General features: G+C 45.8%; 23 protein-coding genes and 1 pseudogene. 3 read left to right on the top strand and 21 right to left on the bottom strand.

Annotated features, from left to right (window positions below; genetic code table 11):
• Window positions 1-51 precede the first annotated feature (51 nt).
• The 15 genes and pseudogenes from cydC to CRO25_RS34235 all read right to left on the bottom strand — a co-directional run.
• On the bottom strand, window positions 52-1785 hold the full coding sequence (gene cydC, locus CRO25_RS03655; RefSeq protein ID WP_079693890.1) for a thiol reductant ABC exporter subunit CydC: 1734 nt from the start codon (window positions 1783-1785) through the stop codon (window positions 52-54).
• Window positions 1782-3620: a thiol reductant ABC exporter subunit CydD gene (gene cydD, locus CRO25_RS03650; RefSeq protein ID WP_079693891.1), complete on the bottom strand. Its 1839-nt coding sequence runs from the start codon at window positions 3618-3620 to the stop codon at window positions 1782-1784. Before cydD ends, cydC begins: the two co-directional genes overlap by 4 nt.
• 64 nt (window positions 3621-3684) lie before the next feature.
• On the bottom strand, window positions 3685-4698 hold the full coding sequence (locus CRO25_RS03645) for a cytochrome d ubiquinol oxidase subunit II (protein WP_063562783.1): 1014 nt from the start codon (window positions 4696-4698) through the stop codon (window positions 3685-3687).
• Window positions 4695-6059, bottom strand: a complete 1365-nt coding sequence (locus CRO25_RS03640; protein ID WP_079693892.1) for a cytochrome ubiquinol oxidase subunit I — start codon at window positions 6057-6059, stop codon at window positions 4695-4697. Before CRO25_RS03640 ends, CRO25_RS03645 begins: the two co-directional genes overlap by 4 nt.
• Window positions 6060-6642: 583 nt before the next feature.
• Window positions 6643-7188, bottom strand: a complete 546-nt coding sequence (locus CRO25_RS03635; RefSeq protein ID WP_256863551.1) for a TlpA disulfide reductase family protein — start codon at window positions 7186-7188, stop codon at window positions 6643-6645.
• A 32-nt stretch (window positions 7189-7220) separates the two neighbouring features.
• On the bottom strand, window positions 7221-7934 hold the full coding sequence (ccmA, locus tag CRO25_RS03630) for a heme ABC exporter ATP-binding protein CcmA (RefSeq protein WP_079693894.1): 714 nt from the start codon (window positions 7932-7934) through the stop codon (window positions 7221-7223).
• On the bottom strand, window positions 7927-8748 hold the full coding sequence (locus CRO25_RS03625; protein ID WP_079694273.1) for an ABC transporter permease: 822 nt from the start codon (window positions 8746-8748) through the stop codon (window positions 7927-7929). Before CRO25_RS03625 ends, ccmA begins: the two co-directional genes overlap by 8 nt.
• Before the next feature lie 25 nt (window positions 8749-8773).
• Window positions 8774-9349, bottom strand: coding sequence for a nitrous oxide reductase accessory protein NosL (locus CRO25_RS03620; protein WP_256863552.1), 576 nt, complete (start codon window positions 9347-9349; stop codon window positions 8774-8776).
• Window positions 9346-10701 (bottom strand): nitrous oxide reductase family maturation protein NosD, encoded by a 1356-nt coding sequence (locus tag CRO25_RS03615; RefSeq protein ID WP_256863553.1) that lies wholly within the window; start codon window positions 10699-10701, stop codon window positions 9346-9348. Before CRO25_RS03615 ends, CRO25_RS03620 begins: the two co-directional genes overlap by 4 nt.
• Window positions 10702-10890: 189 nt before the next feature.
• Window positions 10891-11544, bottom strand: coding sequence for a response regulator transcription factor (locus CRO25_RS03610; RefSeq protein ID WP_063562787.1), 654 nt, complete (start codon window positions 11542-11544; stop codon window positions 10891-10893).
• On the bottom strand, window positions 11541-12386 hold the full coding sequence (locus tag CRO25_RS03605) for a sensor histidine kinase (RefSeq protein WP_063562788.1): 846 nt from the start codon (window positions 12384-12386) through the stop codon (window positions 11541-11543). Before CRO25_RS03605 ends, CRO25_RS03610 begins: the two co-directional genes overlap by 4 nt.
• Before the next feature lie 28 nt (window positions 12387-12414).
• Complete coding sequence (locus CRO25_RS03600) at window positions 12415-13143, bottom strand: response regulator transcription factor (protein ID WP_064637232.1); 729 nt, start codon at window positions 13141-13143, stop codon at window positions 12415-12417.
• A gap of 190 nt (window positions 13144-13333) precedes the next feature.
• Entirely contained in the window at window positions 13334-14416 is a 1083-nt protein-coding gene (locus tag CRO25_RS03595) for an ABC transporter substrate-binding protein (RefSeq protein WP_079693896.1), read from the bottom strand.
• Between the two features lie 101 nt (window positions 14417-14517).
• Window positions 14518-15264 (bottom strand): ABC transporter substrate-binding protein, encoded by a 747-nt coding sequence (locus CRO25_RS34240; RefSeq protein WP_373560305.1) that lies wholly within the window; start codon window positions 15262-15264, stop codon window positions 14518-14520.
• Window positions 15265-15369: 105 nt separating this feature from the next.
• Window positions 15370-15594, bottom strand: a pseudogene (locus CRO25_RS34235) (helix-turn-helix transcriptional regulator); the annotation flags it as partial.
• Window positions 15595-16412: 818 nt separating this feature from the next.
• On the opposite strand from CRO25_RS34235, the gene nrdI reads away from it, so the two are divergent.
• From nrdI to nrdF, 3 genes are read left to right on the top strand one after another with little or no spacing between them, the layout of a single operon-like run.
• Window positions 16413-16772, top strand: a complete 360-nt coding sequence (nrdI, locus tag CRO25_RS03585; protein WP_076289163.1) for a class Ib ribonucleoside-diphosphate reductase assembly flavoprotein NrdI — start codon at window positions 16413-16415, stop codon at window positions 16770-16772.
• Entirely contained in the window at window positions 16759-18843 is a 2085-nt protein-coding gene (gene nrdE / locus CRO25_RS03580) for a class 1b ribonucleoside-diphosphate reductase subunit alpha (RefSeq protein WP_079693897.1), read from the top strand. The genes nrdI and nrdE overlap by 14 nt, the downstream gene beginning before the upstream one ends.
• A 42-nt stretch (window positions 18844-18885) precedes the next feature.
• Window positions 18886-19848, top strand: coding sequence for a class 1b ribonucleoside-diphosphate reductase subunit beta (nrdF, locus tag CRO25_RS03575; protein ID WP_079693898.1), 963 nt, complete (start codon window positions 18886-18888; stop codon window positions 19846-19848).
• Window positions 19849-19938: 90 nt separating this feature from the next.
• On the opposite strand, the gene CRO25_RS03570 is transcribed toward nrdF, so the two are convergent.
• The 6 genes from CRO25_RS03570 to CRO25_RS03545 are packed head-to-tail and all read right to left on the bottom strand — an operon-like array spanning window position 19939 to window position 25913.
• A complete protein-coding gene (locus tag CRO25_RS03570) occupies window positions 19939-20982 on the bottom strand; it encodes a hypothetical protein (RefSeq protein WP_079693899.1) in 1044 nt (347 codons plus the stop codon).
• A 12-nt stretch (window positions 20983-20994) separates the two neighbouring features.
• Window positions 20995-21786: an ABC transporter permease gene (locus CRO25_RS03565; protein WP_246318102.1), complete on the bottom strand. Its 792-nt coding sequence runs from the start codon at window positions 21784-21786 to the stop codon at window positions 20995-20997.
• A gap of 24 nt (window positions 21787-21810) precedes the next feature.
• Window positions 21811-22620, bottom strand: a complete 810-nt coding sequence (locus CRO25_RS03560) for an ABC-2 family transporter protein (protein ID WP_079693901.1) — start codon at window positions 22618-22620, stop codon at window positions 21811-21813.
• Window positions 22617-23600: an ATP-binding cassette domain-containing protein gene (locus CRO25_RS03555; RefSeq protein WP_072733265.1), complete on the bottom strand. Its 984-nt coding sequence runs from the start codon at window positions 23598-23600 to the stop codon at window positions 22617-22619. The genes CRO25_RS03560 and CRO25_RS03555 overlap by 4 nt, the downstream gene beginning before the upstream one ends.
• Window positions 23601-23659: 59 nt before the next feature.
• Window positions 23660-24835, bottom strand: a complete 1176-nt coding sequence (locus CRO25_RS03550; RefSeq protein WP_063562798.1) for a radical SAM protein — start codon at window positions 24833-24835, stop codon at window positions 23660-23662.
• On the bottom strand, window positions 24807-25913 hold the full coding sequence (locus CRO25_RS03545) for a hypothetical protein (protein ID WP_079693902.1): 1107 nt from the start codon (window positions 25911-25913) through the stop codon (window positions 24807-24809). Before CRO25_RS03545 ends, CRO25_RS03550 begins: the two co-directional genes overlap by 29 nt.
• Window positions 25914-25927 lie beyond the last annotated feature (14 nt).

Genomic DNA, 25927 nt, shown 5'->3' with positions numbered 1-25927 from the left:
TGTTTGAATATTTTTGTCTCCGAATGAGCAATTCACGTATATCTTATTCTCTTACCCTCCAACTTCTCCGATCATTTGCCGCTCGATCTTCTTCATCTCATAAAAATAACCTTTTTGCTGCATTAACTCCGTATAGGAGCCTGCTTCCACTACCCTTCCCTGTTCCATCACCACAATCCGATCCATCTCTTCCAGGCCAGTAAGCCGATGACAGATCAGTAGAAACGTATCCTCGGCTGCTTGTGCATAGAGATGTTTCATCACACGTTCTTCTGTAACGTAATCCAGTGAGGAAGTAGGTTCGTCGAGAAGCCATAATCGTCCCTTGCGAAGCATGGCCCGTGCCAGAGCCAGCCTCTGCTTCTCACCGTCCGACAGGTTTTCCCCTTTTTCATAGACTACATCAGTCAATGATGTATTGGGCAGTTGCACTTTTGCTAGCACATCCAATAGTTGCTCGTCCGAATGTTCATCATCATTCAACAGCAGGTTATCCCGGATCGTTCCCCGGAAGAAATGACTTTGCTGCAAGACAACATTGGCCGTTTGCCAAATGCTCGCCTCATCCAGTTCCTTCACCGAAATGTCATTTAATCGGATCTCCCCTGTTGTAGGCGTTCGCAGTTTAAGCAGCAGTTCAATAATCGTTGATTTGCCTGATCCGCTCGGTCCGACAATCGCCGTTTTGGAGCCGGGTAAAATATGCATTGAAATGTCCTTTAACGCCGGTCTCCACTCCCCTTCATATTGAAACGTAACATTGGAGAGATCAAGCGAAACAGCCTGATTGCCAGATAACGCGCCTTTTGGCTGCGTAGACACAGACTGCCTATCAGAGGTCTGTATGGTTTCCGTCAGTCGCTTGGCTGCGTGTTCGCTATCCTGCTTATACAAAGGTAATGTCGCCATTGCCGCAGCCTCTTCGAAAACGGTTAGTGAGGCCATAACCAGCATTGCAAGAAACACGCCAGCAAGCGCTCCATCCATAATCAGATAAGCACCAAGTGTCAGCACGCCCCAGGAAATAAGGAACGTAACCAAAGCATGCATGGATTGCCCACGCAGTAGGTGTCCGGCAGCCCGTTGCTGCTGGACCGTCAACGCAGCAGAAGCCTGCTGCAGCTGTTGCTCCCGTTGAGCCAGTTGTCCGTAAACTTTCAAATCCCGGAACCCATACAATACTTCGGTGACTTCTGTGGAAAGCAGCGCCCGCTGCTCGCGAACGTGTCCATGTATTTTCCGCTGCCCAAGCAAAACCAGTCCTGGTACAACCAACGCCGTTATGAGCATACCTAATACAAACAGCCCCGCAATCCAGAATGAAAAAGCAGAAGTAAACAACACTGTCGCCAAAAAGACCATGACAACAATGATCGGTGGGTAAGCGACGCGCAAAAAATAATGTTGCAGGCTCTCCACATCCCCAACAATGCGGGCTAGCAGGTCTCCACTTCGCTTTTTGTTCAATATACCCGGCGTCAAAGGAATGAGTCGGGCAAAAAAGGATGTACGCAAACGGCTAAGCATGGAGAACGTCGCCCTGTGGGAATACAAGCGCTCTCCGTATCGGCTCGCCGCCCGAAGCAGTCCAAGCAGCTTGACCAGCGAGGTGAGTACAATTAAGGTGTACAGCGGTGGCGCAAAGACCGTTTGCGAAATCAGATATCCGCTCGCCGAGAAGAGGGCCACTCCTGCTATCCCGGCAATAAACCCACCTAGAATGGAAAGGATGATATCCTTGCGCTCCTGAATCATGGCTTTGGACAAAATCGCTAGCTCATTCATGCCAAGCCCCCCTTTCGTTGAACATCAATCATCTCGGCATACTGGGGTAGACGCGCCATAAGCTCTTCATGGCGTCCCGTATCCACTAACACACCATCGTCCATAAACAATATGCGATCGGCATGTTGAATCGTATATAATCGGTGAGCCACTGTAATCATCGTCGCGGTATCTGCCAATGTGGCAATGGAACGTTGCAGTATCTGCTCCGTGCGCAAATCCAGTCCCACCGTAGGCTCATCAAACAATATGATGGAAGGCCGCTTCAAAAAAGCTCTTGCCAAAGCAAGTCGTTGCTTTTCCCCACCAGACAGTCCTCGACCTCCTTCACCAACCAAGGTATCGAAGCCATGCTCCAATTGGGCAGCAACTTCAGCAAGCCCGGCATCCTCTGCCGCCTGCTCAATTTCAGTCCTGGACACGTTCCGGCCCGCACCAATCGCAATGTTCTCAGCAAATGTACCTGCAAAAATATACGGATGCTGTGTAATGTAGCTCACATGTTCGAACCATCCAGCCTCATCATATTCGGATAGGGGTTGTCCATTTACCAGTACCTCTCCTGATTCTGGCTTCAGCAAACCCGCAATGAGATGGAGCAACGTCGTTTTTCCTGAGCCGCTTTTGCCGACAATGGCAATGTGTTCTCCCGGATCAAGCTGTGCTCGACCAGTCTCAAGGTCGAATGATTCGGGCGCATAATGAAATCGGAGATGGTTCAATATAATGGACGGCGGCATCGAACCGTCATTGGAACGGTGCATTTGTAATATCCCTATCCCGTTTTCCCTTTCAATCCGCTCCATGTTAACGACCTCGTCAATTCCATCGGATGTACCTAATCCTTCTTTGCTATCTGCCGATTGGTTCTCCCCAGCCGTTTCCTCAAGCATCTGCTCTACCTTACGAACCGCTCCCATACTTGTTCGCCCGCTGTGAAAAGCTGTTCCCGTATTTTTCAACAGACTGTAGAACTCGGGAACGAGCAGCAGCACGAGAAACGCGGTGTGGAACGACATCGATTTGAATACAAGCAGCTGGATTGCTAGTTCAAGAGCGACGATACCGATGCTTAGCATTACAATCGATTCCAGCATGAACGTATTGGTAAACGCAATCCGCAAAATGCCCATCGTGGCATCACGGTACCCCAGGCTGGTGCGTTCAATCTCCTGCTGCTGACGGTGAGCCCGTCCAAATATTTTCAACGAAACCAGCCCTTGAAGAGAGTCCAGAAACGTACCGGAAAACTCGGCCAGCTGCGCATATTTCTCCTCTGATTTGTTCTTCGTCTTCAGTCCTACCAAAATCATGAACAAGGGGATAAACGGGGCCGTAAACAGCATAATAAAGCCTGAATTGGCATGCTGCATAAACGTTACCACCAAAATCAGAATTGGAATGATGGCAGCCTCCATCATGCGTGGCATATACAGACTGAAATAACTGTCAGCCTCATCCACAGCATCCAGAGCAACACTGACCTTTCCGCCTGTTTGTCCACGAAGGGTTGATGGCATCGACGCATGGGTCAAATTTTTCAGCACGGCTGCCCGCATATTCGTCTTGGCACTGGAAGCCATATGCAAACCAACTTTTCCGTTCCCATAAGACAACCCTGTACGTACGACCATGACAGCCATGAGTATCCCGAGCAGCATGACGACCGACGAAAGGGAAGCCTTCTCCACGAAAATCCGTTGTACTGCTTCAGCAAGCAGCGCAGCCTGACTTACAATCGCTGCACCCAGCGCAAGTGAAATCACTGCAAGGAGCACGAGTCGTTTTCGTTGCCCAGACATTTGTTGAGAGATCAGGCTTGTTTTCCTCTTCATGTAAGCTCTCCTCCTTTCTATGAACCTGTGAGATTACTCCCTTACATCGCATAATGAATTCAATTTATTTTTTTCCCTTTACATAATCCGCATCAAACAGAAACAGTTTGAAAACCAGAATCAAGGAAGGAATCAACATACACATGCCACCAATAAACACAACAACCAGTGCGAAGCCCATCGCTGGTGAGGTTACACTGTTTTGAATTGTAATGAACGGATCAAGGATATAAGGATATTGACCAATTCCGTAAGCGAAAAAGGCACAGAAAAATTGCAGCATGATACATATAAACGCTAATCCGTAGCGGCGTCCGTTATAGATCAGCCACATCGCAATCATGAAGAAGGCAACGGAAAGCGCAAGTAGCCACCATAAATCCATCATATTTTGAAAATGTCGCTCATTGTGCTGTCCCAAATAAATAAATGCAGTCAGTGCGATGATAATCGTCGGTGTGCTCCAGAACAGGGCATAGGTCCGTACCAGCTTCAATGCAGAGTGATCCTCTGCCCGCGATGCATAAAAGGCTAGAAATGAGCTGCTAATGAACAATACGGACACAATCGCCAGTCCAACAATGCTCCATGATAACGGATTGGTAAACAGCGTCCAGTAATCCAGAGAAACCGTCGAACCCTGCTTCACGATAAAACCACCTTCAGACAGCGTTAGCGCCACTGATAGCGAAGCTGGAATCAGCAATCCCGAAGCTCCATATAGAAACAGATACACGATGTTATTTTTGGAACCATAGTTCTCAAAGGCATAAAACGACCCACGAATGGCGAGCAAAATGACCGCAATGCTTCCCGGTACGAGCAGCGCTGATCCGTAATAATACGCCGTGTCTGGAAAGAATCCAACGATGCCAATATAGAAAAAGACAAAAAATACATTCGTAATCTCCCATACCGGTGATAAATAACGGGAGATCAGACGATTAATCAGGTGATCCTGTTTCGTCAAGCGTGCATAAAAGGCAAAGAAACCCGCCCCGAAATCAATGGAGGCAACAATTAAATAGCCATACAAGAACAGCCAGAGTACCGAAATGCCAATCAGTTCGTAACTCATGCAAGCTCACCCTTTTCTGTAGACGGATTGCGCTTCTCCTTCATCCATTTCTCCATCTCGACTTCTGCCGGATTATTGTTGAATAAACGTCTTAGTACGAGAACACACATCACTCCCAGAACGATGTAGAGCATCAGGAAGAAGAAAAAGATCATTCTGATGTTGGGTGATGAAGTGGCAGCTTCCTCCACACGCATATATCCCCGAATAATCCACGGCTGTCGTCCCAGTTCAGCATAGAACCAGCCCAGCTCAACTCCGAGAAAAGCCATCGGTGCGCCTAGCGCTATGATCCCAAGCAGCCACTTATTCAGCTCATTGCGCTTTTTCCAAAATACAAACAGGAAATACAGAACTGAAATAGCCAGCAGCGTAAATCCGATTCCGGCCATTAAATCAAACAGGTAGTGAACGAGCAGCGGCGGCCATTCGTCCTCCGGGAACTCCTCCAGTCCGGTAACCTCTGCATTAAAGTCACTAAAGGCCAGGAAGCTGAGCAGTTTCGGCAAGTGAAGAGCTCCTATAATTTCATGCTCTGCATTCAGCCATCCCAATAAAATCAAATCTGCGCCACTTTCTGTCTCAAAATGCCATTCTGCCGCTGCAAGTTTCTCCGGCTGATGCTCGGCCAAAAACTTGGCGGACACATCTCCCGCTAACGTGTTCAGTAAGCCGAACAGTAGAACCACCGCCATCATGAGATTCAAGGCTTTTTTGTGGTATGCAGATGCCCCTTTTCTCAGCAGCGAGAAGGCTGCAATTCCGGCTAACAGGGCAGCTCCTGTCAAATATGCTGAGCTTAATACATGAAACACCTTGGAAAACGTCGCCGTATTCAGCATCGCCTCCACTGGGTTAACCGCTGTGAATTGGCCTGCTTCCATGACAAAGCCTCCAGGCTGGTTCATGAAGCCGTTCACCGTCGTAATAAACACAGCCGACATGCCTGCTCCCGTGACGATTGGAATCGTCAGCAGCCAGTGAATGTATGGATTTTTGAATCGATCCCACGTATACAAATAAATGCCCAGAAAGATCGCTTCAAAAAAGAACGCAAACACCTCCATGAATAACGGAAGTGCAATGACATTGCCTGCCAGTTTCATAAAATTCGGCCACACCAGGGCCAGTTGCAGTGAAATCGCTGTACCGGTCACCACACCAACCGCCACAGAAATGACAAACCCTCTTGACCACCTCTTCGCCATCAGTGTGTAATGGGGGTCCTTCTTGCGAATCCCCATGAATTCTGCAATTGCGATCATTAGAGGTATACCGACGCCAAGTGTCGCAAAAATAGCGTGGAAGCCCAGCGTCATACCTGTCACCAGCTTGCTCCACATCACCGTATCGATTGCCATTGTTTACTGCCTCCTTTCAAACTCTGTTCGATTTTCGTACTGATTTGAATCTTTTAATTATTAGGTCAGTCAGCCCTTGGACTGCGTTCTTTATCAGGTTGATAGAAGCCCCACTAGACTGGTTCAGAGTTTATCTACAAACCGTTCCTCCATCGTTGTATGTACAAAGAGAATTTTTTCACAAAGTAAGTGACGAAGGAGCTTTACCACACCATCATTGTGCATTGCTACACATAGTTATTGGACTGAGCATGGGTTGGCGAGCTGTGTTTTACCTGATACTGAAGGGCCAAAGTACTTAACAGGACCTAATAGTTAAAATTATTATATCTTTGTGAATTAGCAATTCAATCACTGACACGTCTTCGTCCCTAAATGTTCAAGAAAGGATCAACTCTTTCTGACAACTCGGTGAAAAGCATAAAAAGCACCCAAAGGGGCTATTGATTCATTAGGCACAACCGTGGTATTGCGATTTTCAATTCTACTATGCTTGCAAGATGTTCGGGAAAAATAAAACAAAAGAAGCCGCTCGTATAGTGAGCGACTTCTCGACTTTTTTTGTTCATAAGTCTGCAAAGCTTCAATTCCGTTGCTGTACGGTCTCCTCCAGCCATTGCTGCAAAGGAATATCCTTGGTCAACTCACCGAGCAGAATGTGACTAAATATACCTTCCTGGTCTATGATCATGGTCGCTGGCAACCCGGTGATACGATACAGGCCAGAGACCTTTCCGGTCACATCAATGATAATAGGGAAATCGAATTGCTGTTTCTCCATAAATTCACGAATGGTGCCCTTCGCTTCCCCCACGTTGACAAACAGGGTCTCTACATCGTTTTGATATGTCTGAGCAATCTGCTTAATCATTGGCATTTCCCTCACACAGGGCGTACACCATGAAGCCCAGAAGTTAATCATGACGACTTTGCCCCGATAATCGGAGAGCTTCACCTGTTCTCCGTCTGAATTAACCGCAGTGAATTCAGGAGCAGTTGCACCGGCTTCAATGGCACCGGTTATTTTGGGCTCGGATGATGAAGTCCCCTGGTAAATTGCCCACACAGCGGTCAGTAAAGCAGCCATTCCAATCAGGATAGTAAGCAAACTTCTCATTTTCGCACTCATTTTTTTACTCTTTTTTTCCAATAAATTCACCTTCATTTTAAGCCAAGACTATGATGAAATGCAGCATGAAGCGACCCGAACTGTTGACGAAAGTCCTCAGTAGAGCCATCTCCCACATTACGTCCTTGGTTCATAAAAACAATGTGATCGGCAACATCATCTGCGATCTCAAGCAGGTGGGTGGAGAACACGACCATATGCCCTTCCTCCTTGATCTGTTTTATCAGATTTGCAAACTCCTGCATCCAGAAGGGGTCCAGTCCATTCGTCGGCTCATCCATGATCAGCAGTGGAGGCTTGGACAGCAGAGCCTGGGCAAATAACACACGCTGCCGCATACCTTTGGAAAAGGTCGTGACCCGTTTCTTTTTTTGATCGGCCAAGCCTACCATGGTTAGCACTTCCGTTACTCGCGCTTTAGGCACTTTCCTTAACGCCGCCCAGAACTGGAGCGCCTCCTCTGCCGTCAAACCCTGGTTGAAATGATAATCATCCGGCATATATCCGATCTGTTCCGAATATCGCTTTCGTTCTTTGGACCAGCGCATCTTGTTTACAATGATTTCACCCGAGGTAGGTTGAAGAATACCTGCAAGCATACGCAGAACGGTGCTTTTTCCGGCCCCATTTCCGCCGCATAAGGCAAGCACATGACCGGAAGAAACGCGAAAGGATATATCTTCAACAATCTGTTGTTTTTTTATGGATTTACACAGTCCAACAATCTCTGTTTCCACGTTATCCATGGGAACGTCCCCTTTCCCATATCCCGTATACTGCCACGATAGAACATGTAATCCACAGCAGACATATCCCCATAAAGATCCAGCTCCCGCTCGATGGATGTACCCAATCTACCCACTGATAATATTCAGGTCCCAGTATCGAGCCCCCGCCAAGTTTGATCACCACAAACAAACGTACCAACTCAGCCGGATTGATGAAGGTTAGAACGGTGAGTAAGGGTTTTACCCACTGATAAGGCATAAGTCCTAGCATGGAGATTAGAAGCGTGGGCCACCCGATCACAGCAAAAAACCAAACGGATACCGATATCGTTAACGCTTGCCAGCGATTTTTGGATAACGAACCGATGAACAGTGCAATAGTCAGAAATAGCAACACCAGTCCGCAGGAGAATACCAGAAACAAAAGATATGTCTTAACATCTAAAGGGCTACCCACCCATCCGCTAAGAAGTCCCATCAGGCCATATCCGAATGTAACTATCGTCATTAATACAACCGACAGCCCCAGATATTTGCCAACAATAAAAGACATCGTGCCAATGGGGTAAGTGGACAACAACTGCCAGCTGCCCTCTTCCTTTTCAGAAGTCAACGAGAACGAGCCCAGAAAGAGGGTCATCAGCGGCAACAGATAAAGAATAAGATTTAACATGGAACCTGTAGTCCCAGAGTATCCTGCTACAAAATTCTGAGAATTGATGATTAACAAACTCAGACTAAACACGCAGAAAAGAATCAAAAATGAATATGACCATGGGTTGCGAAATCCCATTTTCATTTCTCGTCGAACGACTTGTACCATATCTCCCATCATGCATCACCATCTTCATTGGTCATTACTTGTGGCCTGATTCTTCCGTTGATTCGCTTTCCCCATGTGTTTCTTCATGCATGCCTTCACCCATCCCCTCTTCGGAATGCCCATGCTCACCCATCATATCCATCGTCTCTGTGTTTTGTTTCCAGTCGTGGGAGGCAAGGTCTTCAGCGGTCATGATCGTTCCTACACCCTGCTCGGCAACAAAAGCTTCGGCAGATGGTTTATCCTTGAAATTGAGGATGCCGTAAGCCATCGGTGTACGCAGTGAAGCATCGTATACATAAGTAGCTTTGCTGTACTCAATCCATTCCTTGTCATTATAATCACGAACAAAATCCATTCCGATGTTATCTGTTCCGTTCTCTTCTTTCCACTGATGCATACAACCAATGTCATCAAATTTATAATTTTTACCGTCTTTCGTGGTAAGCTGCGTGGCATAGGCATCATCTTTCACCTGCATTTTGCAAATGGCACAGATATCCACGTCTTCATTGATAGGCAATGCCTCGTATTTTTTTCCGCAAGCTGTTAATAACAGCACCCCAAAGAGAAGCACCATAACTGTTTTCCAATGTGTTTTCATTCTCATTTTCGTAATACCCCCATATTGATCATAATAAAAGTGGCCAGGCCCAGCAGAATGCATCCGATGATCCAAACCCCGGTTATCTCTTTGACCACTTGTGTACCTACCTTCGTCGTCTGTGATACCGCTTCCATGCTCATTAATGGCGATCTGTCGCTTGTCCACTCTGCCTTGCCTTCCGTAAACAAGTTGCTCATAAAGATCATGCCTGGAGATTGAAAGAAAAGCTGATAGGCCGAATTCCGGTTGACCACTTGCTCATAAAAAGGATTAATTCCATAGGACAGTTCACTAATTCCATCATCGTTCAGGTCAAGACCTTGAAAGGAATCCCAGAAGTTTTCCTTCATCTCATTGTTCCGGCTGTCCATCGCTGAAGCTTCAATCACATTCGAAACAAATTGGTTTCTGGTAAACTGATTATCCTCCGCAAGAACGAGCTGAATTCCGATGAAATTCCGGAGCACCGCATTGCCGCGAATTTGATTTCCTGAGGATTCAGCAATGTTCATGCCAACACGGTTACCTTCCACGACATTGTTATGAACCGAGGATTGCTGTACGTCATACAACAAAATCCCTTGTGAATGCACATTTTCGTTCTGTTTGCGAAAAGAGTTTCCCGATACGACCGTATTCTTGACGCCCATGACCATGGCTCCGGTACTGTTGTTCTCTCCCACATTGTCCACAACAGAAGAGCCATCGATATACATACAATGAATGCCATACCTGGTATGTAACAGCGTGTTAGCCTTAACCGTAAGATTGCGACTGTTCTCCAGATATATACCATCCCGCATGCCCGTAATTTTGTTGTCTTCGATGTGGGTACGATGGGAATTGTACAGATCAATGCCATTCCCCTTTTGACCACTGGAAGCAGACTCCGGTCCAGCCCATGAAATAGTATTGCTATGTATGAGACCATCGACAGAACCCCGCAGCACGATTCCAAAACTTTGACTCTGAATATCCAGGCCCGTGATCTCTACTCGATCTCCTTCAACCTGAATCGCTGCAGTGGGTTCATTTGTTAAGTGTCGTACCGTGAAACCCTGCAATGTCACTCCATCTGAACGAATGGTAATGGTGGATTCAGCATCCGTATTCAATACCAATACGGATGAGTCCCCTCGAATGGATATATTCTTGTCTATACTTACGGGACCAGAATAAATACCCGTCTCAAGTACAAGCACTTCTCCAGGTCTAGAACCATCAATGATTGGCTGGAGTGGAATAGCATCTTTGGTTTCAGGAGCAGCATTTGCAGTGTCCAGCGGGTAAGATAGCGGGATCAACAGTATCCCTATAAGCAGCAATATGCTCAGGACAATCCGTTCGCGAAACATCATAACCTCCTTCATGAAACACACTGCTCATAGTGTACATAAAAACAAATTTTTACCATATAGCTCAAGCTAGCTATAGAGCTGGACGTTTTGTGTCCAAATTGTGAGGTCATTGTGGTAAAAGTAGAAAAATCACATCCACTTAACATGAAAATAGAAAGAACACACGGATATAGTAAAAAAAGCTTATTACAGACGATTATGGTCTGTAATAAGCCCTTGCTCCAATGCGTAACGTGTCAGTTGAACACGATTTTGAACCTGCAGTTTTTGCAAAATGTTTTTTAAATGATTCTTGACGGTATACTCTGAAATTGTATAATTCACAGCGATTTCTTTGTTCGTCCATCCTGCAGCCACGCCATACAGAATATCCTTTTCCCTTGTCGTTAGTGGAACGTCAGGTTCTTTTTTCTCCGTGAGTGAGACATCCTTCAGGATTTGGTAAGCCACCTCGCGGCTCAATGGAGCTTCTTCTGTAACGATGGAATGAAGATATTCCAGCCACATGGAGGGTTCAAGGTTTTTGAGCAGATAACCCTGAGCTCCCCGTTTCAACGCTTCCAGAAGGTGTAGTACATCATCCGAGACGGTAATCATGACAATTTTCACATAAGGAAACGCCAATTTGATCCGCTGTGTTGCTTCAAGACCGTTCATAATTGGCATCTGAATGTCCATGAGGATTAGATCGGGAAGCCACTGTTCTGTATAATCAATCGCTTGTTGACCGTCCGACACGACGCCAATCACTTCGAAGCTGGGGTCCATGGATAAAATTTCACATATGGCTTCTCTCGCATGAGCGTGATCGTCTACAACAAGTACGCGAGTATGACTCATAACATCTCACCATCCTTTGAAAATTCGACAACAGTAAGCTGCTGCTCCCTTCGGAATTGCATGTTATAGTTCAGCTCATTCATCCGCTCTCTCATGATTTTCAGTCCATATCGATCCTTTCGTTCAAAGGGATTCATCTCAAATCCTTTTCCATTATCTCGAATCGTGATATTCCAGCACTTCTTGTGCCCATTTCCCTGAATCCATCCTTGGGATGCAGATGCATGCTTTTGAATATTAAAAAGAGCTTCCCGAATACAAGCGAGCAGTTCTACTTTCTCTTTGTCAGTAAATGCATCATCCGGGATGCTCCAATCCAGTTCGATTCGGACGGGGATATCTTTGGCAATTCTTCGAATTTGACCAAGTAGTGTGACCGATTCGTTCGTAGTGAAGGTATTGTCAACGTTAGGATCATAACGTAAATCGGCAATGGCCTGACGCACATAACGATTGACTTCATGAACCGTTTTCTTGATCGAATACACATCGTCCAACTGTTGATCCAACTTGGCTTGTTCCTCTAAACGCCCCACTTTTACCGATAATAAAAAAAGGGATTGGGCGATTCCATCATGGAGTTCCTTGGCCATCTTTTCACGAGATTCCAATGCGGCTTTGGCTTCACGCTCATGCTCCAGCTCTTTTTGAATACGTTCCAAAATCAGAAACAGCCGAGTTAACAACGTTATACTCACGACATATACAATGACAGGCGTAAGCCAGTTGCCCAAATTCATTGATATGTAGGGGAGCAGAAACTGATGTCGTACATACTCCCACAGTCCAACGGTCAAGGTGGGAATGAGCAAGATCATCCACTTGATTTGTTTGTAAGACATATTCTCCTCCTGAACTGCAAGATAAGAATCAGTGAGGCAAACGAAGAATATAACCGAACCCCCACAGGGTTTGAATCAGATCTTCCCGATTCGGCACATACTCGGATAGTTTGTCACGCAACCGTTTCACATGGGTATCTACAGTCCGATAATCCAGATCTTCCTCATGCTCCACTTTCCAAACAATTCTCAGCAAATCCTGCCTAGAGAATGCGATTTCCGAGTGTGTCGCCAGATGATAAAGCAAATCAAATTCTTTGGGAGTCATATGAATCTCCTCTTGTCCTACTGTGACTCTACGGGAAGTTGGATTGATTAGAATGGAGGAAATCAACACCTCGCTCGCTGAATGATCTTTTGGCGCAGGTTCGATTAATCCGTTATAACGAGCCATCATAGTTTTAATACGTAGCACAACCTCCCTCGGACTGAATGGTTTCATGACAAAGTCATCCGCCCCTGCTTTGAAAGCTTCAAGCCGATCAGTTTCTTCTGACTTGGCTGTCAGAAACATGACGGGTATGCTTAAGTTGGTCCTAAGATAATGGCATATTTCAATTCCCTTAATATCGGGAAGAATCCAATCGAGAATGATCAAGGCATAAGAACCGTGATGAAGCTGCCCAAGGGCTTGCCAGCCTAGCGAAGCCTCCTCAACGATAAATTGTTCTTTCTCCAAATACATGCGAAGAAGTCTTCGGACCCGTTCATCATCATCTACAATCAATATTCTATTTTGCTGCAGGGTCCCGTTCATGTCTTACCTCCAAATCTTTGCGATATTCTGGTTATTTTCTTAGTTTCTCTTTGTAAAGCCTCAAGCCAGTGAGTGAACTTGATGTAATCAGCATACCTTCAACGTACTCAAAAGGCATGACTCCATAGAGCCATGCCTTTAATAATCTATCTCTGAATTGTAGACAATGTATGAACGATTATGTCCAGGCTTATTTCTTGCCAGTGACGGCTGCTACCACATCGTCTGCCACCTTGCCGTCTGCAATTGGGCCGGACATCATCCAATGTCTGGCTGACACTTTGAACACATGGTTGTCCTTCACAGCAGGCATCGTTTTCCATACATGAAGTTTCTCAACTTCCGTTGCAACGGCACTGTTTTCATTGAACTCTTCTTCCGTGCTAATCGATCCTCCGTAGATGGCAAACACATAATCAGCTCCAATAGAAGGCAGCTTCTCTAGAGATGTCGTGACTCCCCAATCGTCCTTAGTATCCTTCTGGAATGCTGCAACGCTTTCGTCTGGATTTAACCCCAATTCAGTGTAGATAAGTGGAGCGAAGCTCGGAAAGAACACCTGCAGATCCTTGTCCGATGGACGCATGAAGACAACTGTTTTGTCCGGGCCCACAGCCGAAATGATATCTTCCTTGGCCTGTTTCAGTTTGTCGGTGTTCGCCTGAAGCACCTCCTGTGCTTTATCTTCCAAGCCCGTTGCCTTTCCTATTTCCACAATGGTTTTCTCCCAATCATCCGGTGAATAGGCAATGGTTGGCGCAATCTTGCTCAGTTCCTCATACGCTTTGTCATCAATGGCGTTTCGCTGAACCACGATAAGATCGGGCTGGGTTGCCAGAATGGCTTCCAGATTCGGATTGAAATCCGCATTTCCAGCGAGCGGAATGTTCAGTGCTTTGAGCTGGTCATCCAAGTAGTAGCCATCAAAGTCGTATGCATAGACCATCGGTACACCCAGGGACAATGTAAGATCCTCCAGACCAAATACGGCAACACGTTTTGGATGCAGCGGAACTTCCGTTTTGCCCATGGCATGTTCGATGACCTGAGTCTGAAGCTCTTCGGCAGTTTGAGTCGCTGCGCTTGCGTTTGTCTTGGTCGTTTCTGTTGTGGCTTGCTCCCCTGCTGTATTTGTTTTATTTCCGCAGGCAACAACCATAAGTGAAAGAACCAATAGCAGGAGCGTCAATCCTGCAAATCCGCGTTTCCTTCCATGTGTAGCCTTTTTTGAACGATCTCTTCTAAAGAGATCATTATTTTCTGTGTGAGACATGAGTTCCCCTCCGCATTTCTGTATTGAGAATGATTATCACATGATGATTATACAGATGTTCCTCAGCGAAGAAAATAGAAGAAGATGTCTACTTTCGCCCATTACCGGGCACTAAATAGCAAGTTTACTTCCTGAAGCAGAAGTTCATGCCGATTGGCTGTATGTTCCAGGATCGGTTCGCTTAACCAATGTCCTCCCTGTGTCAGATAGACTTGTCGGTTTCGTACGGCATGCAGCTGTTTCCAGCTTTCCACATGTTGAAGCCTCTCCCACACCATCAGGGAATGATGGTCCTTCATAACACTAACGATGATGACGTCCGCATCGAATGCAGCAAGCTGTTCGGCTTCCACGTATCTGGTAAATTCGATCTGATCCACACCCGAAGCCGCGGCAATCTTCAAATCGTCATAAAATACGGTTCCTGCTCTTCTACCCCAGATCTGAATGCCCCGGGGAGACACACTTAATGCGATTAGCTTACCTTGCTGAAACGAATGAGGAATATAATGAAGAACCGTTTCCACCTTTTCCTCATATCGAAGAAGCCATCTTTCACTTTCATTCTCCCGATCCAAAAAACGGGCCGTTCGCCGCAGATGTTGCCGCCAATCCTCTCCGTGCCAACTTAGAAACAACACCGGTGCGATGTGCCGCAGCTTCTCTTTCTCCTCTTCGGGGATCATCTCGTCCAATGCAACAATCCGGTCTGGCCTGGCCCGCATCAATGCTTTGAGGTTGAAATCATAGTCGTGGCTGAGTGCTACCTTGACATCATAACGATATTTCCGACGGTAATCATCTGTCCAAAACTGATCAATGGGCGCTGCGAAGGGGATGATTTGCAGGGTCAGCAGATGCCCGATATTGGGCCAGCTGTACGCGGCTGTTTTGCATTTCCTGTTCGCAATATATGTACGAGGTGGTAATCCCACCTGCTTTTTGAATTGACTGCTGAAATAGTGTTGGTCCTTGAAACCTGCCAACAGAGCAATGTCCTTCAGCGGTTGTCCTGCTTCCATCAGACGCTTGGCCTCGTTGGTGCGAATCTCTGCCAGATAGTCCATCGAACTCTGACCGAACTTCTCTTTGAATGATCTCATGAAATAATAGCGGCTCATGCCCGCTTCATCGGCCAGGTTCTCGACTGTGATTGTATCCTGATAGTGATGCAGCATGTATTTCCGTGCTCTCTCGAGTGCGTTCTCGTGTTGGTTCTGCTTCTTGAACAGAAGATGCAGCAGGTCCTGGAAACCTGCTTGGCTTGCGAAACGATCTGTTGAATCACCGGTATGCCAGTAACAGACGATTTTTTCGCAAAGTTGCTGCACCTGTGCATCTGGAAACGTGATTGACCTACCAAGCTCCGTCAACAAATGCTCAAAGGACACCTTCTGTCCTTCATATGGAATGATGCCGATATGAATCCGGTATATGATCTGCTCTCCATCCGTTAAATAAACGGTCTCGACCCGTTGGCCTGGTAATACTAAATGGGCACTATTTGGAACGAACGGATGCGGTATGCCATCAATGACGATTTTGCCGTGACGATTTGTAGCAACAAGAATGACATGATCTGGTGTTTCTTCGTATACCAAACGATAGGCCTTGTCGACCGAATCCTTGAATACGTTCTTTAATCCATACCATACGAGATCTGCTGCTGTCTGTCCTTCACCCTCTGGGTGATTTTGTTGTAAATGTGTCATCATAGCGCATCCCTCTTTTCGAATCTTCTTCAAAATTCTAAATGATAACAATTCTCAATGTCAATCATAATTCTCTCATGCACCAAATATCGTGTCTTCGAATATAGATATCTACTAAGCCACAAATTTTTTAAACCTAGTAATAGAGCCCATTCATCCGGTTTTTCACAAAATTGATACCGATAAGCATTTGACAAAGCTATATATTGATATAAAATTAAGAAATAGATCTATATATAGTGTTTGTTTTTGATCACCTTTCATTTGTCAAGGAGGATATGATAGTGCTAATTGTGTATGATTCTATAACCGGGAATGTTAAGAGGTTTATTTCCAAGCTTCAACTGCCGGCTGTTCAGATTCAGAATCAAATGACGATTGATGAACCGTACGTACTTGTGACATATACAACAGGTTTTGGACAGATACCTGATAAGGTGTCTTCTTTTTTGCAAAAAAACTCTAAATACCTGATTGGCGTGGCCGCCAGCGGTAACCGTAACTGGGGTGAGCGTTTTGCCAAAAGTGCAGATTTGATCTCTGCATCTTATAACGTCCCGGTTATCAGTAAATTTGAATTATCGGGTTCCAAGAAAGACGTGGAGTATTTTGAACAGGAGGTGAGCCGCATTGCGACATATTGAATTAAATAACATGCTGCTAAAGCGTGACTCTGATGGCTTCTTCCAGTTACATAAGGATAAAGATGCTGTAGAGGAGTTTATGAAAGAAATCAAAAATAAAAGCATGGCGTTTGCCAACATTGATGATCAAGTCAAATTCATGATTGAACATGATTATTACGAGGATTTCTATGCTTCCTATACAGCTGACCAAGTTAGAACCGTATTTGAAATTACGCGTGGCTATCAATATACCTTTCCTTCCTATATGGCAGCTTCTAAATTCTATACTGATTATGCATTGAGAACATATGACCGCAAAACATACCTTGAGCAATATGCGGATCGAGTAGCAGCCGTAGCACTTCATCTGGGTCAAGGACACTTTGATACGGCTTGTTTGCTGTCTCGTTCTATGATGGAACAGCGTCTTCAACCGGCAACCCCTACTTTTCTAAATGCGGGAAAAAGTCGGCGCGGTGAACTGGTTTCTTGCTTCCTGCTTGAAATGGATGATTCACTGAACTCCATAAACTATGTACTAAACACTTGTATGCAGTTATCCAAAATCGGTGGTGGAGTGGCTGTCAACCTGTCGAAGTTGCGTGCTCGTGGTGAAGTCATTAAAGGGGTTGAAGGTGCTGCTAAAGGCATCACGCCTGTTCTCAAGCTGATGGAAGATGGATTCTCCTACGCTGATCAGATGGGTCAACGTAAGGGGTCTGGTGCAGCATACTATAATATTTTCGGTTGGGACGTTATGGAACTGCTGGATAGCAAAAAGATTAATGCGGATGAGAAAATCCGGCTGAAAACTCTCTCTATCGGACTTATTGTCCCTAATCGTTTCTATAAGCTGGCTCAAGATAATGAGCCCCTGTACCTCTTCGCACCTTATAGTGTCTACAAGGCGTATGGAACACATTTGGATGATATGGATCTGGACGTGATGTATGATACCTTGCTGGCTGACGACCGCGTGAAGAAGAAAAAATCGCTCAGCGCACGGGATATGCTGACCAAAATAGCGATGACTCAACTTGAATCCGGTTATCCCTACATCATTAATAAAACCAATGCCAATCAAGCACATGCCTTGAAAAACGTAGGACAAGTCAAAATGTCGAATCTTTGCACAGAGATTTTCCAACTCCAGGAAACTTCTGAAATTACAGATTATGGTCAACCGGATATTATCCGCAAAGATATCAGCTGCAACCTGGCCTCCCTCAATATTGTTAATGTTATGGAGAGTGGCAAGATCAAGGAATCCGTTCATGAGGGTATGATCGCACTGACCTCCGTCAGCGACATGACGCATGTTGCCAATGCTCCCGGTGTGGCAAAAGCCAATTCCGAAATGCATTCCGTTGGCTTGGGTGCCATGAACCTGCACGGTTACTTAGCCAAAAACAGGATTGCTTATGAAAGCTCAGAGGCCAAAGATTTTGTACGTACCTTCTTTATGACCATGAATTATCATTCTCTGGAGAAAAGTATGGAGTTTGCAGAGCAAACGGGTCAACGGTTCTATGGATTCGAGCAATCGGACTATGCGACTGGGGTATATTTTGATCGTTATGTGACTACGGATTACCGTCCCACCACATCGAAAGTACAAGAATTGTTTAACGGCATTGCTGTTCCGTCTCCCGAGGATTGGAACCAGCTTAAGTCTAAAGTGATGAAAAATGGCCTCTATCATGCCTATCGCATGGCTATTGCTCCAACGGCCAGCATCTCTTATATCCAAAACGCAACATCCAGTGTAATGCCCATCGTGGAACAAATTGAGACACGGACCTATGCCAATTCAACCACGTATTATCCAATGCCCTATTTGCAAAAGGATAATGTCTTCTATTACAAGTCAGCGTATCAAATGGATCAATTCAAGGTAATTGATTTGATTGCGGAGATTCAGCCGCATGTGGATCAAGGCATCTCAACCATTCTGCATGTAAACAGTGATGTATCCACGCGGGAGTTGGCTCGCTGCTACCTGTATGCTGCTCATAAAGGGTTGAAATCTCTGTATTATACAAGAACCAACAAGCTGACGATGGAAGAATGCATTGCTTGTTCAATATAAATAATTTCCCTTTAGGGTATTACGATTGGAGTTTGATATACCATGCCGGCAACTCAAGCTGTGAACTGGAATCGAGCGGATGATGATTTCACACTGATGTTCTGGAATCAGAATATTATGCAATTTTGGACCGATGACGAGATTCCTTTATCCGATGATAAAATGAGCTGGGGCATGCTCAGTGATATAGAAAAAGACGCTTATATGAAAGTTTTGGGAGGCTTAACCCTTCTGGATACGATCCAGGGCGGTGTAGGTATGCCGCAGATTATGGAGCATGTCGATGGACTGCAACGCAAAGCCGTACTTAGTTTTATGGCGATGATGGAACAAATTCATGCGAAATCATACAGTAGTATTTTCACCACATTGGCATCAACCGAAGAAATTGACAGTGTATTTAAATGGGTGGAAGAAAATCCATATCTGCAAACCAAAGCGACGATTATACGTCAGTATTACATGAATATTGAAACTTCAAAAGATCTGTATATGGCAATGGCTGCCTCCGTTCTTTTGGAAAGTTATTTGTTCTACAGTGGATTTTTCTATCCACTCTATTTAGCCGGACAAGGCAAACTTACATGCAGTGGTGAGATCATTGATCTGATTCTGCGGGATGAAAGTATTCACGGTGTATATGTGGGGGTGTTGGCCCAGGAAATATACGCAAGCTTTGATGAAACGCAGCGGAACGATGTGTATCAAGGTTTGGTTGATCTAGTACAGCTTCTTCATCAGAATGAATTGCAATATACGAAGGAATTATATACGCCCATTCATTTGACCGAAGAAGTGGAAACCTTCCTGCGTTATAACGCAAACAAAGCGATGATGAACCTCGGGTTTGAACCATTATTTGATGACGAGGAAGTCAACCCGATTGTATTAAATGGAATCAGTACACATACCAAACAGCACGACTTTTTCTCTAAAAAAGGCAACGGGTATATCCGTACTCTGAATGTAGAACCTCTGACGGATGATGATTTCAAGTTTGAATAAGTCATAAAGAATCATAGTAAGGCTGCTAACGTCTAGCCTATGAATATAAATCAAGAAGGCTGTTCCTCCCAGAGGAATAGCCTTCTTGATTTACTTTTCGAGCAATGAAATCAGTCTTTGCAGCAGAACAGGCTCTTCCTTGCGGAATTGTTCCAACCGAAGTCTTACCTTCGCAAACACGGCCTTGTCTTCACGAATTTCATGACGGATGTATTGATCCCTTAGCTTCATTGCCCTAGTGGTTATATCCTGATAACCATTCACAAGTTCTTCGTCGTAAGGGATTATCCCCTCATCTATCAAGTAGGTAATCCGTTCACTCATCATTTTTTTGTGCTCCCAGAGCACATGAAGATGCCTCACATCGTTACGGTCACCGAGACGAGGATCGTTGCTCTCTACTGCATCATAGTACATTTGCAAATAGTCGTAAACGTCAATTCCGAAAGCCTGTTCGTCATCAGGAATGTAATTAATGCGATTCAGATGAGTCTCTCCGTTCAGGTAATCATGCAGTTGGTCGAGTGCTACGATTCTATCGAAAGGATAAGGAGAATGCGGCTCGTATTTGTAAAAATAAGTGTGATGATCCGCGGTGAGTCCCTCTCTGAGCAGATATCTCATGGAATGGACAGCATCCAGGAACTCCGTGAACGGAATCTGTACATTGCGGTAAACTCCCGTATGGTCGAACATAGAAGCATCAAAGAAACGTTTGTCCCAATCGAAACCGTACAGAAAAAGATGATGAGGAAACGGTTCCTGCTGATAGGCCGCCGCTGGCGGTAGCTTGGCTTCGTCCAAAAACACGACGCAATAATAGCCGCTGCGAATCTGATCCGCGAAAAAATGGGGCCAGGCGTCCAGCGCCAAATGCTCCAGAATCGTATAATTCACAGAGCAAGTGAGTAGAAATGGATTATTGAAATTCAGTTCGTTGGGTTTGCCCCGAAAAAAATCGATATAAAACTGTCTGCCATCCTCCAGAAAGGTTTTCTTGCAGGACAACTGAATGAAATTGCTGTAATACCAAGGAATCGTTTCCTCATGTGCACTGGTAATCGAAAGCGTGTAAGCCCACCGCAGAAATCCTTTAAGCGGCGGATTTAACACGGGCAGCTGAACAGCATTCATTCTTTCTCCCCCTTAACTACTTGCACTACTATATCCCTTCACAGCCTGTTTCCAGAGCAATCGTATTACTGTGAAGAGTATAATTGAAGCGACCAGCGCCAGTCCTGTATAGAGCCAGCTGAGCTGTCCTAGCAGAAACATTGGTCCGAAATTGGTAATCAGGAACAGCGGAATGACAAAGGTACCGATCCGCCGGACCCAAGTTGGGTATATGGCCATTGGAAAATTGTTGGCGTCCCAGGCGGAATGAGCAATCTCCGATGCAGAGCCCGTCTGAACGAACCGAAATGACAGCAATGCAGGGATAATCATTAGACAATATGTGATGATAACGGAGACAAATAACAACAACATAAACCCGGCTAGCTGGAGAAACGTCAGGGGGATGTCCATGGCATGCCAGCCAATACCAATCATGACGAAACCAACTAAAATATCGGGGATTGGAAGCGCCAGATCGACATAACGCAAAGAAGCCATGAATTGAAGAGAAACCGGCTTCGTTAACATTAGATCAAGTGAGCCGTCCTTAATATATTCCGGAATTTTCGTGAAATTGGTGAAAAACAGACCCACATACATTCCTGTCACCACGGTGTGCATGCCTATAAATAGAAGCAGCCCTTCTGGCGGTATGCCGTCGACGTGAAGATCGGTTCGGAACACAACCAGTACATATAACAGTTTGGCGAGCAGGTAGACGGATTCCACCAGCAGGCTCATCATGAAATTACCCCGAAACTCCATCTGGGCAATGAGACAATTTTTGATGAACATGCCATACAAATGTGCGTATTTTCTCATGGCTCTAAACATATGGAATCTCCGCTACCCCCCAACCGCTGAATATTTCTTCATGGATATGCGCCACGTTAGACGGGATAGCCATAAGAACAGGAGTATCCACCCCATCTGGATGAGCAATCCTTGATACATCGCCGCCACTTCCGTTTTGCCACTGAGCACATTGACCGGAAAATAAATGGTATACGGAAACGGCGTGTACTGAAGTGCCTCCACTATCGAATCCCCGAAAATCTCCAACGGAAACATACCTCCGCTCAGAATATTCACGAGCAGACTCGTAATGACGAAAAAATAAGAGATTTCATTTAGATAAAAAGCACTTGCACAGATGCAATAAGAGATCAAGAAATTGAGCAATAGCGCCCCCGACAACGTAACGACGAACAAGATTAGCCGTATGACCTGGAACTCAAGCACACCACCGGCAGATGATATCCAGATAATCCCGACAAGCAGCACAGCTGTAACGCCGTAATAGATCGCCTTCTGTCCGAAAAAGGATACTAGCCGATATCCGAAGTAACTAACCGGTTTGATCAAATACTTGTTGAGACCGCCGTTCTTGATGTCATCGACAATCTGGTGCTCGAACTGGGTAGCGATCAGCTTGGAAACCAAGCCCGCCAAGATCGTATACAAAATAATTTGATTATATGAATACGAGAATAGCGCCGTTTCGCCGGAATGTTGGTACACCGCTGTCCATATAAAATACTGGACAAGAATCGGAAACGCGGCTCCGAGAAGACCGAGAAAGAAGTGAAATCGGTATTCCATCGATTGCTGCACACCCATCGAAAATACAGCCGTATACAATTTGCGTCCATTCATCCGACGGATTCCTTTTGGTAGAGCATCGATATACTCTCCTCGATCGGCACATCCTCAATCGTCCAGTCAACGATTGGAAACGAATCGAGCATAGCACGCGACACTTCTTTTAGACGGTGTTTGGGCAGTTCCAGAACAACGCTGTAGTCGTCTGCGCTGATCATTTTTCCGAATTTGGCCAGCCGCTGCTCGGCAACCGGTTCCGAGAACTGCAACTTTACAATTTTGTGCTCGCCAAACAGATCATTAATCTTATGAAGATCTCCGTCATACAGAAGACTTCCTTCGTTAATAATGATTGTCCGTTTGCACAGGTCCTCCACGTCCTTCATGTAATGGCTCGTCAGCAGGATCGTGGCGCCAAACTGCTCATTATAGTATTTCAGAAATTCCCGCACCCTCTTCTGAGAGGGGAAATCCAGGCCGATCGTTGGCTCGTCAAGATACAGCAGCTTTGGTCGGTGGATCAGAGCTGCGATTAGCTCCATTTTCATACGTTCACCCAAGGACAGCCTGCGAACCTGTACATCCAGCAAGTCTTGCACATCAAGCATCTCTGATAGTTCGGCAAGACTTCGACGATAGAGATCATCCTCGACGTCATATATACATTTGTTCAAATAAATCGAATCGCTGGCAGGAAGGTCCCACCAAAGTTGATTTTTCTGACCCATTACAATGGAGAACAGCCGTTTGAATTCGTTCTTTCGCTCCCAAGGTACATAGCCAAGTACGTCGGCTTCTCCGCTTGTGGGATATAGAATGCCCGACAACATTTTGAGCGTTGTGGTTTTACCTGCTCCGTTCGGACCCAGAAATCCAACGCACTCTCCAGGGCCGATATCGAAGGAAACGGATTTAACCGCTTCCTTGACAAGTGATTTGCGAGCAAATAAGTTTTTCAGTGAATGTTTGAGTCCTGCTTCTTTCCGGTAATATACGAACGATTTGTGCAGTTCCCGTACACGGATAAAGTCCATCCCCGCTCCTCCTGAATGATTGCATGTTTTCCCTTATTGGCAGCTTAAAGTTAAAGCGATTAAACTCCATTGTTATACAGAAGCACGCATTTGGAGCAAATCGGTGTCAGACCGCAGGCCAGAATCTCGCGTTGTTTTCGCAGATCCTCACCGTGGAAAATATCGGCCACACTTTCTTCGTATAAATTACCGACACTGAATTCCGGAAAAAATTTGCATGGATTGACCTTACCGTCTGGCATCACGTCCATCCGGTTCGAGATCGAGAAACACTTGGTCCGATTCATGGCTGGCTTTTCGCTACCTCGAATAAAACCTTCTACCTCTTCGGGCTCCAGCGCAGGCTGATAGCGGATACGTACATTCCACACTCGTGAATTAACTCGTTTAAATTCCTCGATTAATGTGTCAAAACGGTCAGGTGAGATGTGAAACGTGAAAGAGTGCCAGCTATTCTTGTGGTCACTCGCAAAGCGGGAGGCAAGGTGCGGAAAGTGCGCATCAAAGTAGGTGTCCATTTTTTCCGCCGTATCGGAAGGGATGTACCATGGGAAGCAGAAGTACACGGAATCAACGCCCAGCTCTTCAAAGAATTCCATCAAGCTATACAGCTGATCGACCATCTGGTCATTTACTGTCAGGGCTACGGACACTTTGCCTTTGTACAAGCCCTGCTTTTGCAGATCCAACAGCAGCTGTATGGCGTGAATCACTTTTTTGAAAGTGCCTTTACCCCGAATCGCGTCATTCTCCTTCTCGAATCCTTCCAGGCTGACCAGCATGACTAAATTTTTAGACATTTTCAAAATGGAATCCAGCTTTTGTTCAATGAGAATCGCGTTTGTGCAAATGGTCGTATGCCGGTCTTCCTTAGCCAGCAGTTCTGCCAGTTCATCGAACTTAGAGTAAAATAGCGGTTCTCCGCCCCACAGGAATACACGTGATTTGCGTTCTCTCGTTTCGGCGAGCAGTTTCTCCACGACGGGAATCTCGATTTCGTCTCTCTTCACTTCACTGGCAAAGCCGTGATGGAAGCCATCTGGATTCCATTCAAAGCAATGCTTGCAGCGCAGGTTACAGCCGTTATTAAGCTTGATTCCGATCTCATAAGGCACGGGTGCGGCATACGTCGGGTCCTCCCGGCGTTTCCTTCCCGTTTCCGCGAGTGGAACGAGGGTTCTTTTCATATTTTGGAATGTCAGCTTATCAAACGTAACTGCTGTTTTCGGCTGCATGCGTTTTCCTCCCCAAATGATTGATTTTTGATCGTTGTTCCAGTAAACGTTCGTACATTTCTTCGAGATGTTGTTCCGAGTAATCTAGGGCTTTCCATTCCGCAAATCGGATACCGAAACCACAGGATTCCCAATACTTTGAATTCTGAAGCTCATGGTCACCAAACGGCTCTAACATGACAAAAGGTATTCCGTAGGACAACGAATCGTTCAGTGTCGCTCCTCCGGGCTTGCTGATAATGGCAGCGCAATTTCGCATCAGATCCGTGTAAGCAGAGTAATCACGGAGCGGAATTTCCCGAAGAATGCCCTCTTCACGAACATATCGGTTCATTGGTGGAAACGAATGCCGCCCCTGGGCATCCCGACTCCACGGATTCCATGAAACCTCTGTTCCGAAGTAGCGTGTGCTCCCATCGTCCTCCTCCACCTCGGAAGGATCGTAGACGATCACATCCAGCAGGTAACCAAATTGACGAAGCTCTGCAATCGTTGACGCGTATGTTCCTATCCCCCAGCCGCCGCCATGGATCAGAATGCGCCTGTCACGCTGTGCATAAGCCAGGAGCTCCTTTTCATCTGAGGCAATATAGAAGTCTGGAGACAACCTTGAAGGCTCGTAAAGCCAAACGTTCTCGTAGTCCGGATACAAGGACTTGTGTACCTTAAACGATGGCGTATCGCACACATCCAAGCGGATCAGTTGAATATCCAAAGGCTTGTGCGCAATGGCTTTGTACCTCTGCAGGATCGGAAGCCAAAAACCGGTAAACACAACAAAATGAGATACCCCATCACGTATCCAGGAGTCCAACAGGAACTGGACTTCCGCTTCATTCAGGGAAGAGTCTACAGGCTTGGCCAGTTTATGCCCCATAAGGGCAACGGAGAAATCGGCATGAAATGCTTTTTTGGTGGAATTAATCTTGCACCTGATTTCTTCATGATACAGGTTCTCCAGAACGTGAACGTCCGTTCTAACACCTCTATCTTGCAGGTACGTGTTTAGATGCATAGCCGGAATGTATGCACCAAGCGAATTGCCCGACGCAAGCAGGGTAACCGAAGATGAATTCATGCGCAGCCTCCGCA

The sequence above is a fragment of the Paenibacillus sp. RU5M genome, from assembly GCF_900221055.1.
GTDB lineage: Bacteria > Bacillota > Bacilli > Paenibacillales > Paenibacillaceae > Paenibacillus > Paenibacillus marchantiae.
Note: the sequence above shows the minus strand (reverse complement) of the source record. Positions and strands in the feature narration are given on the sequence as shown.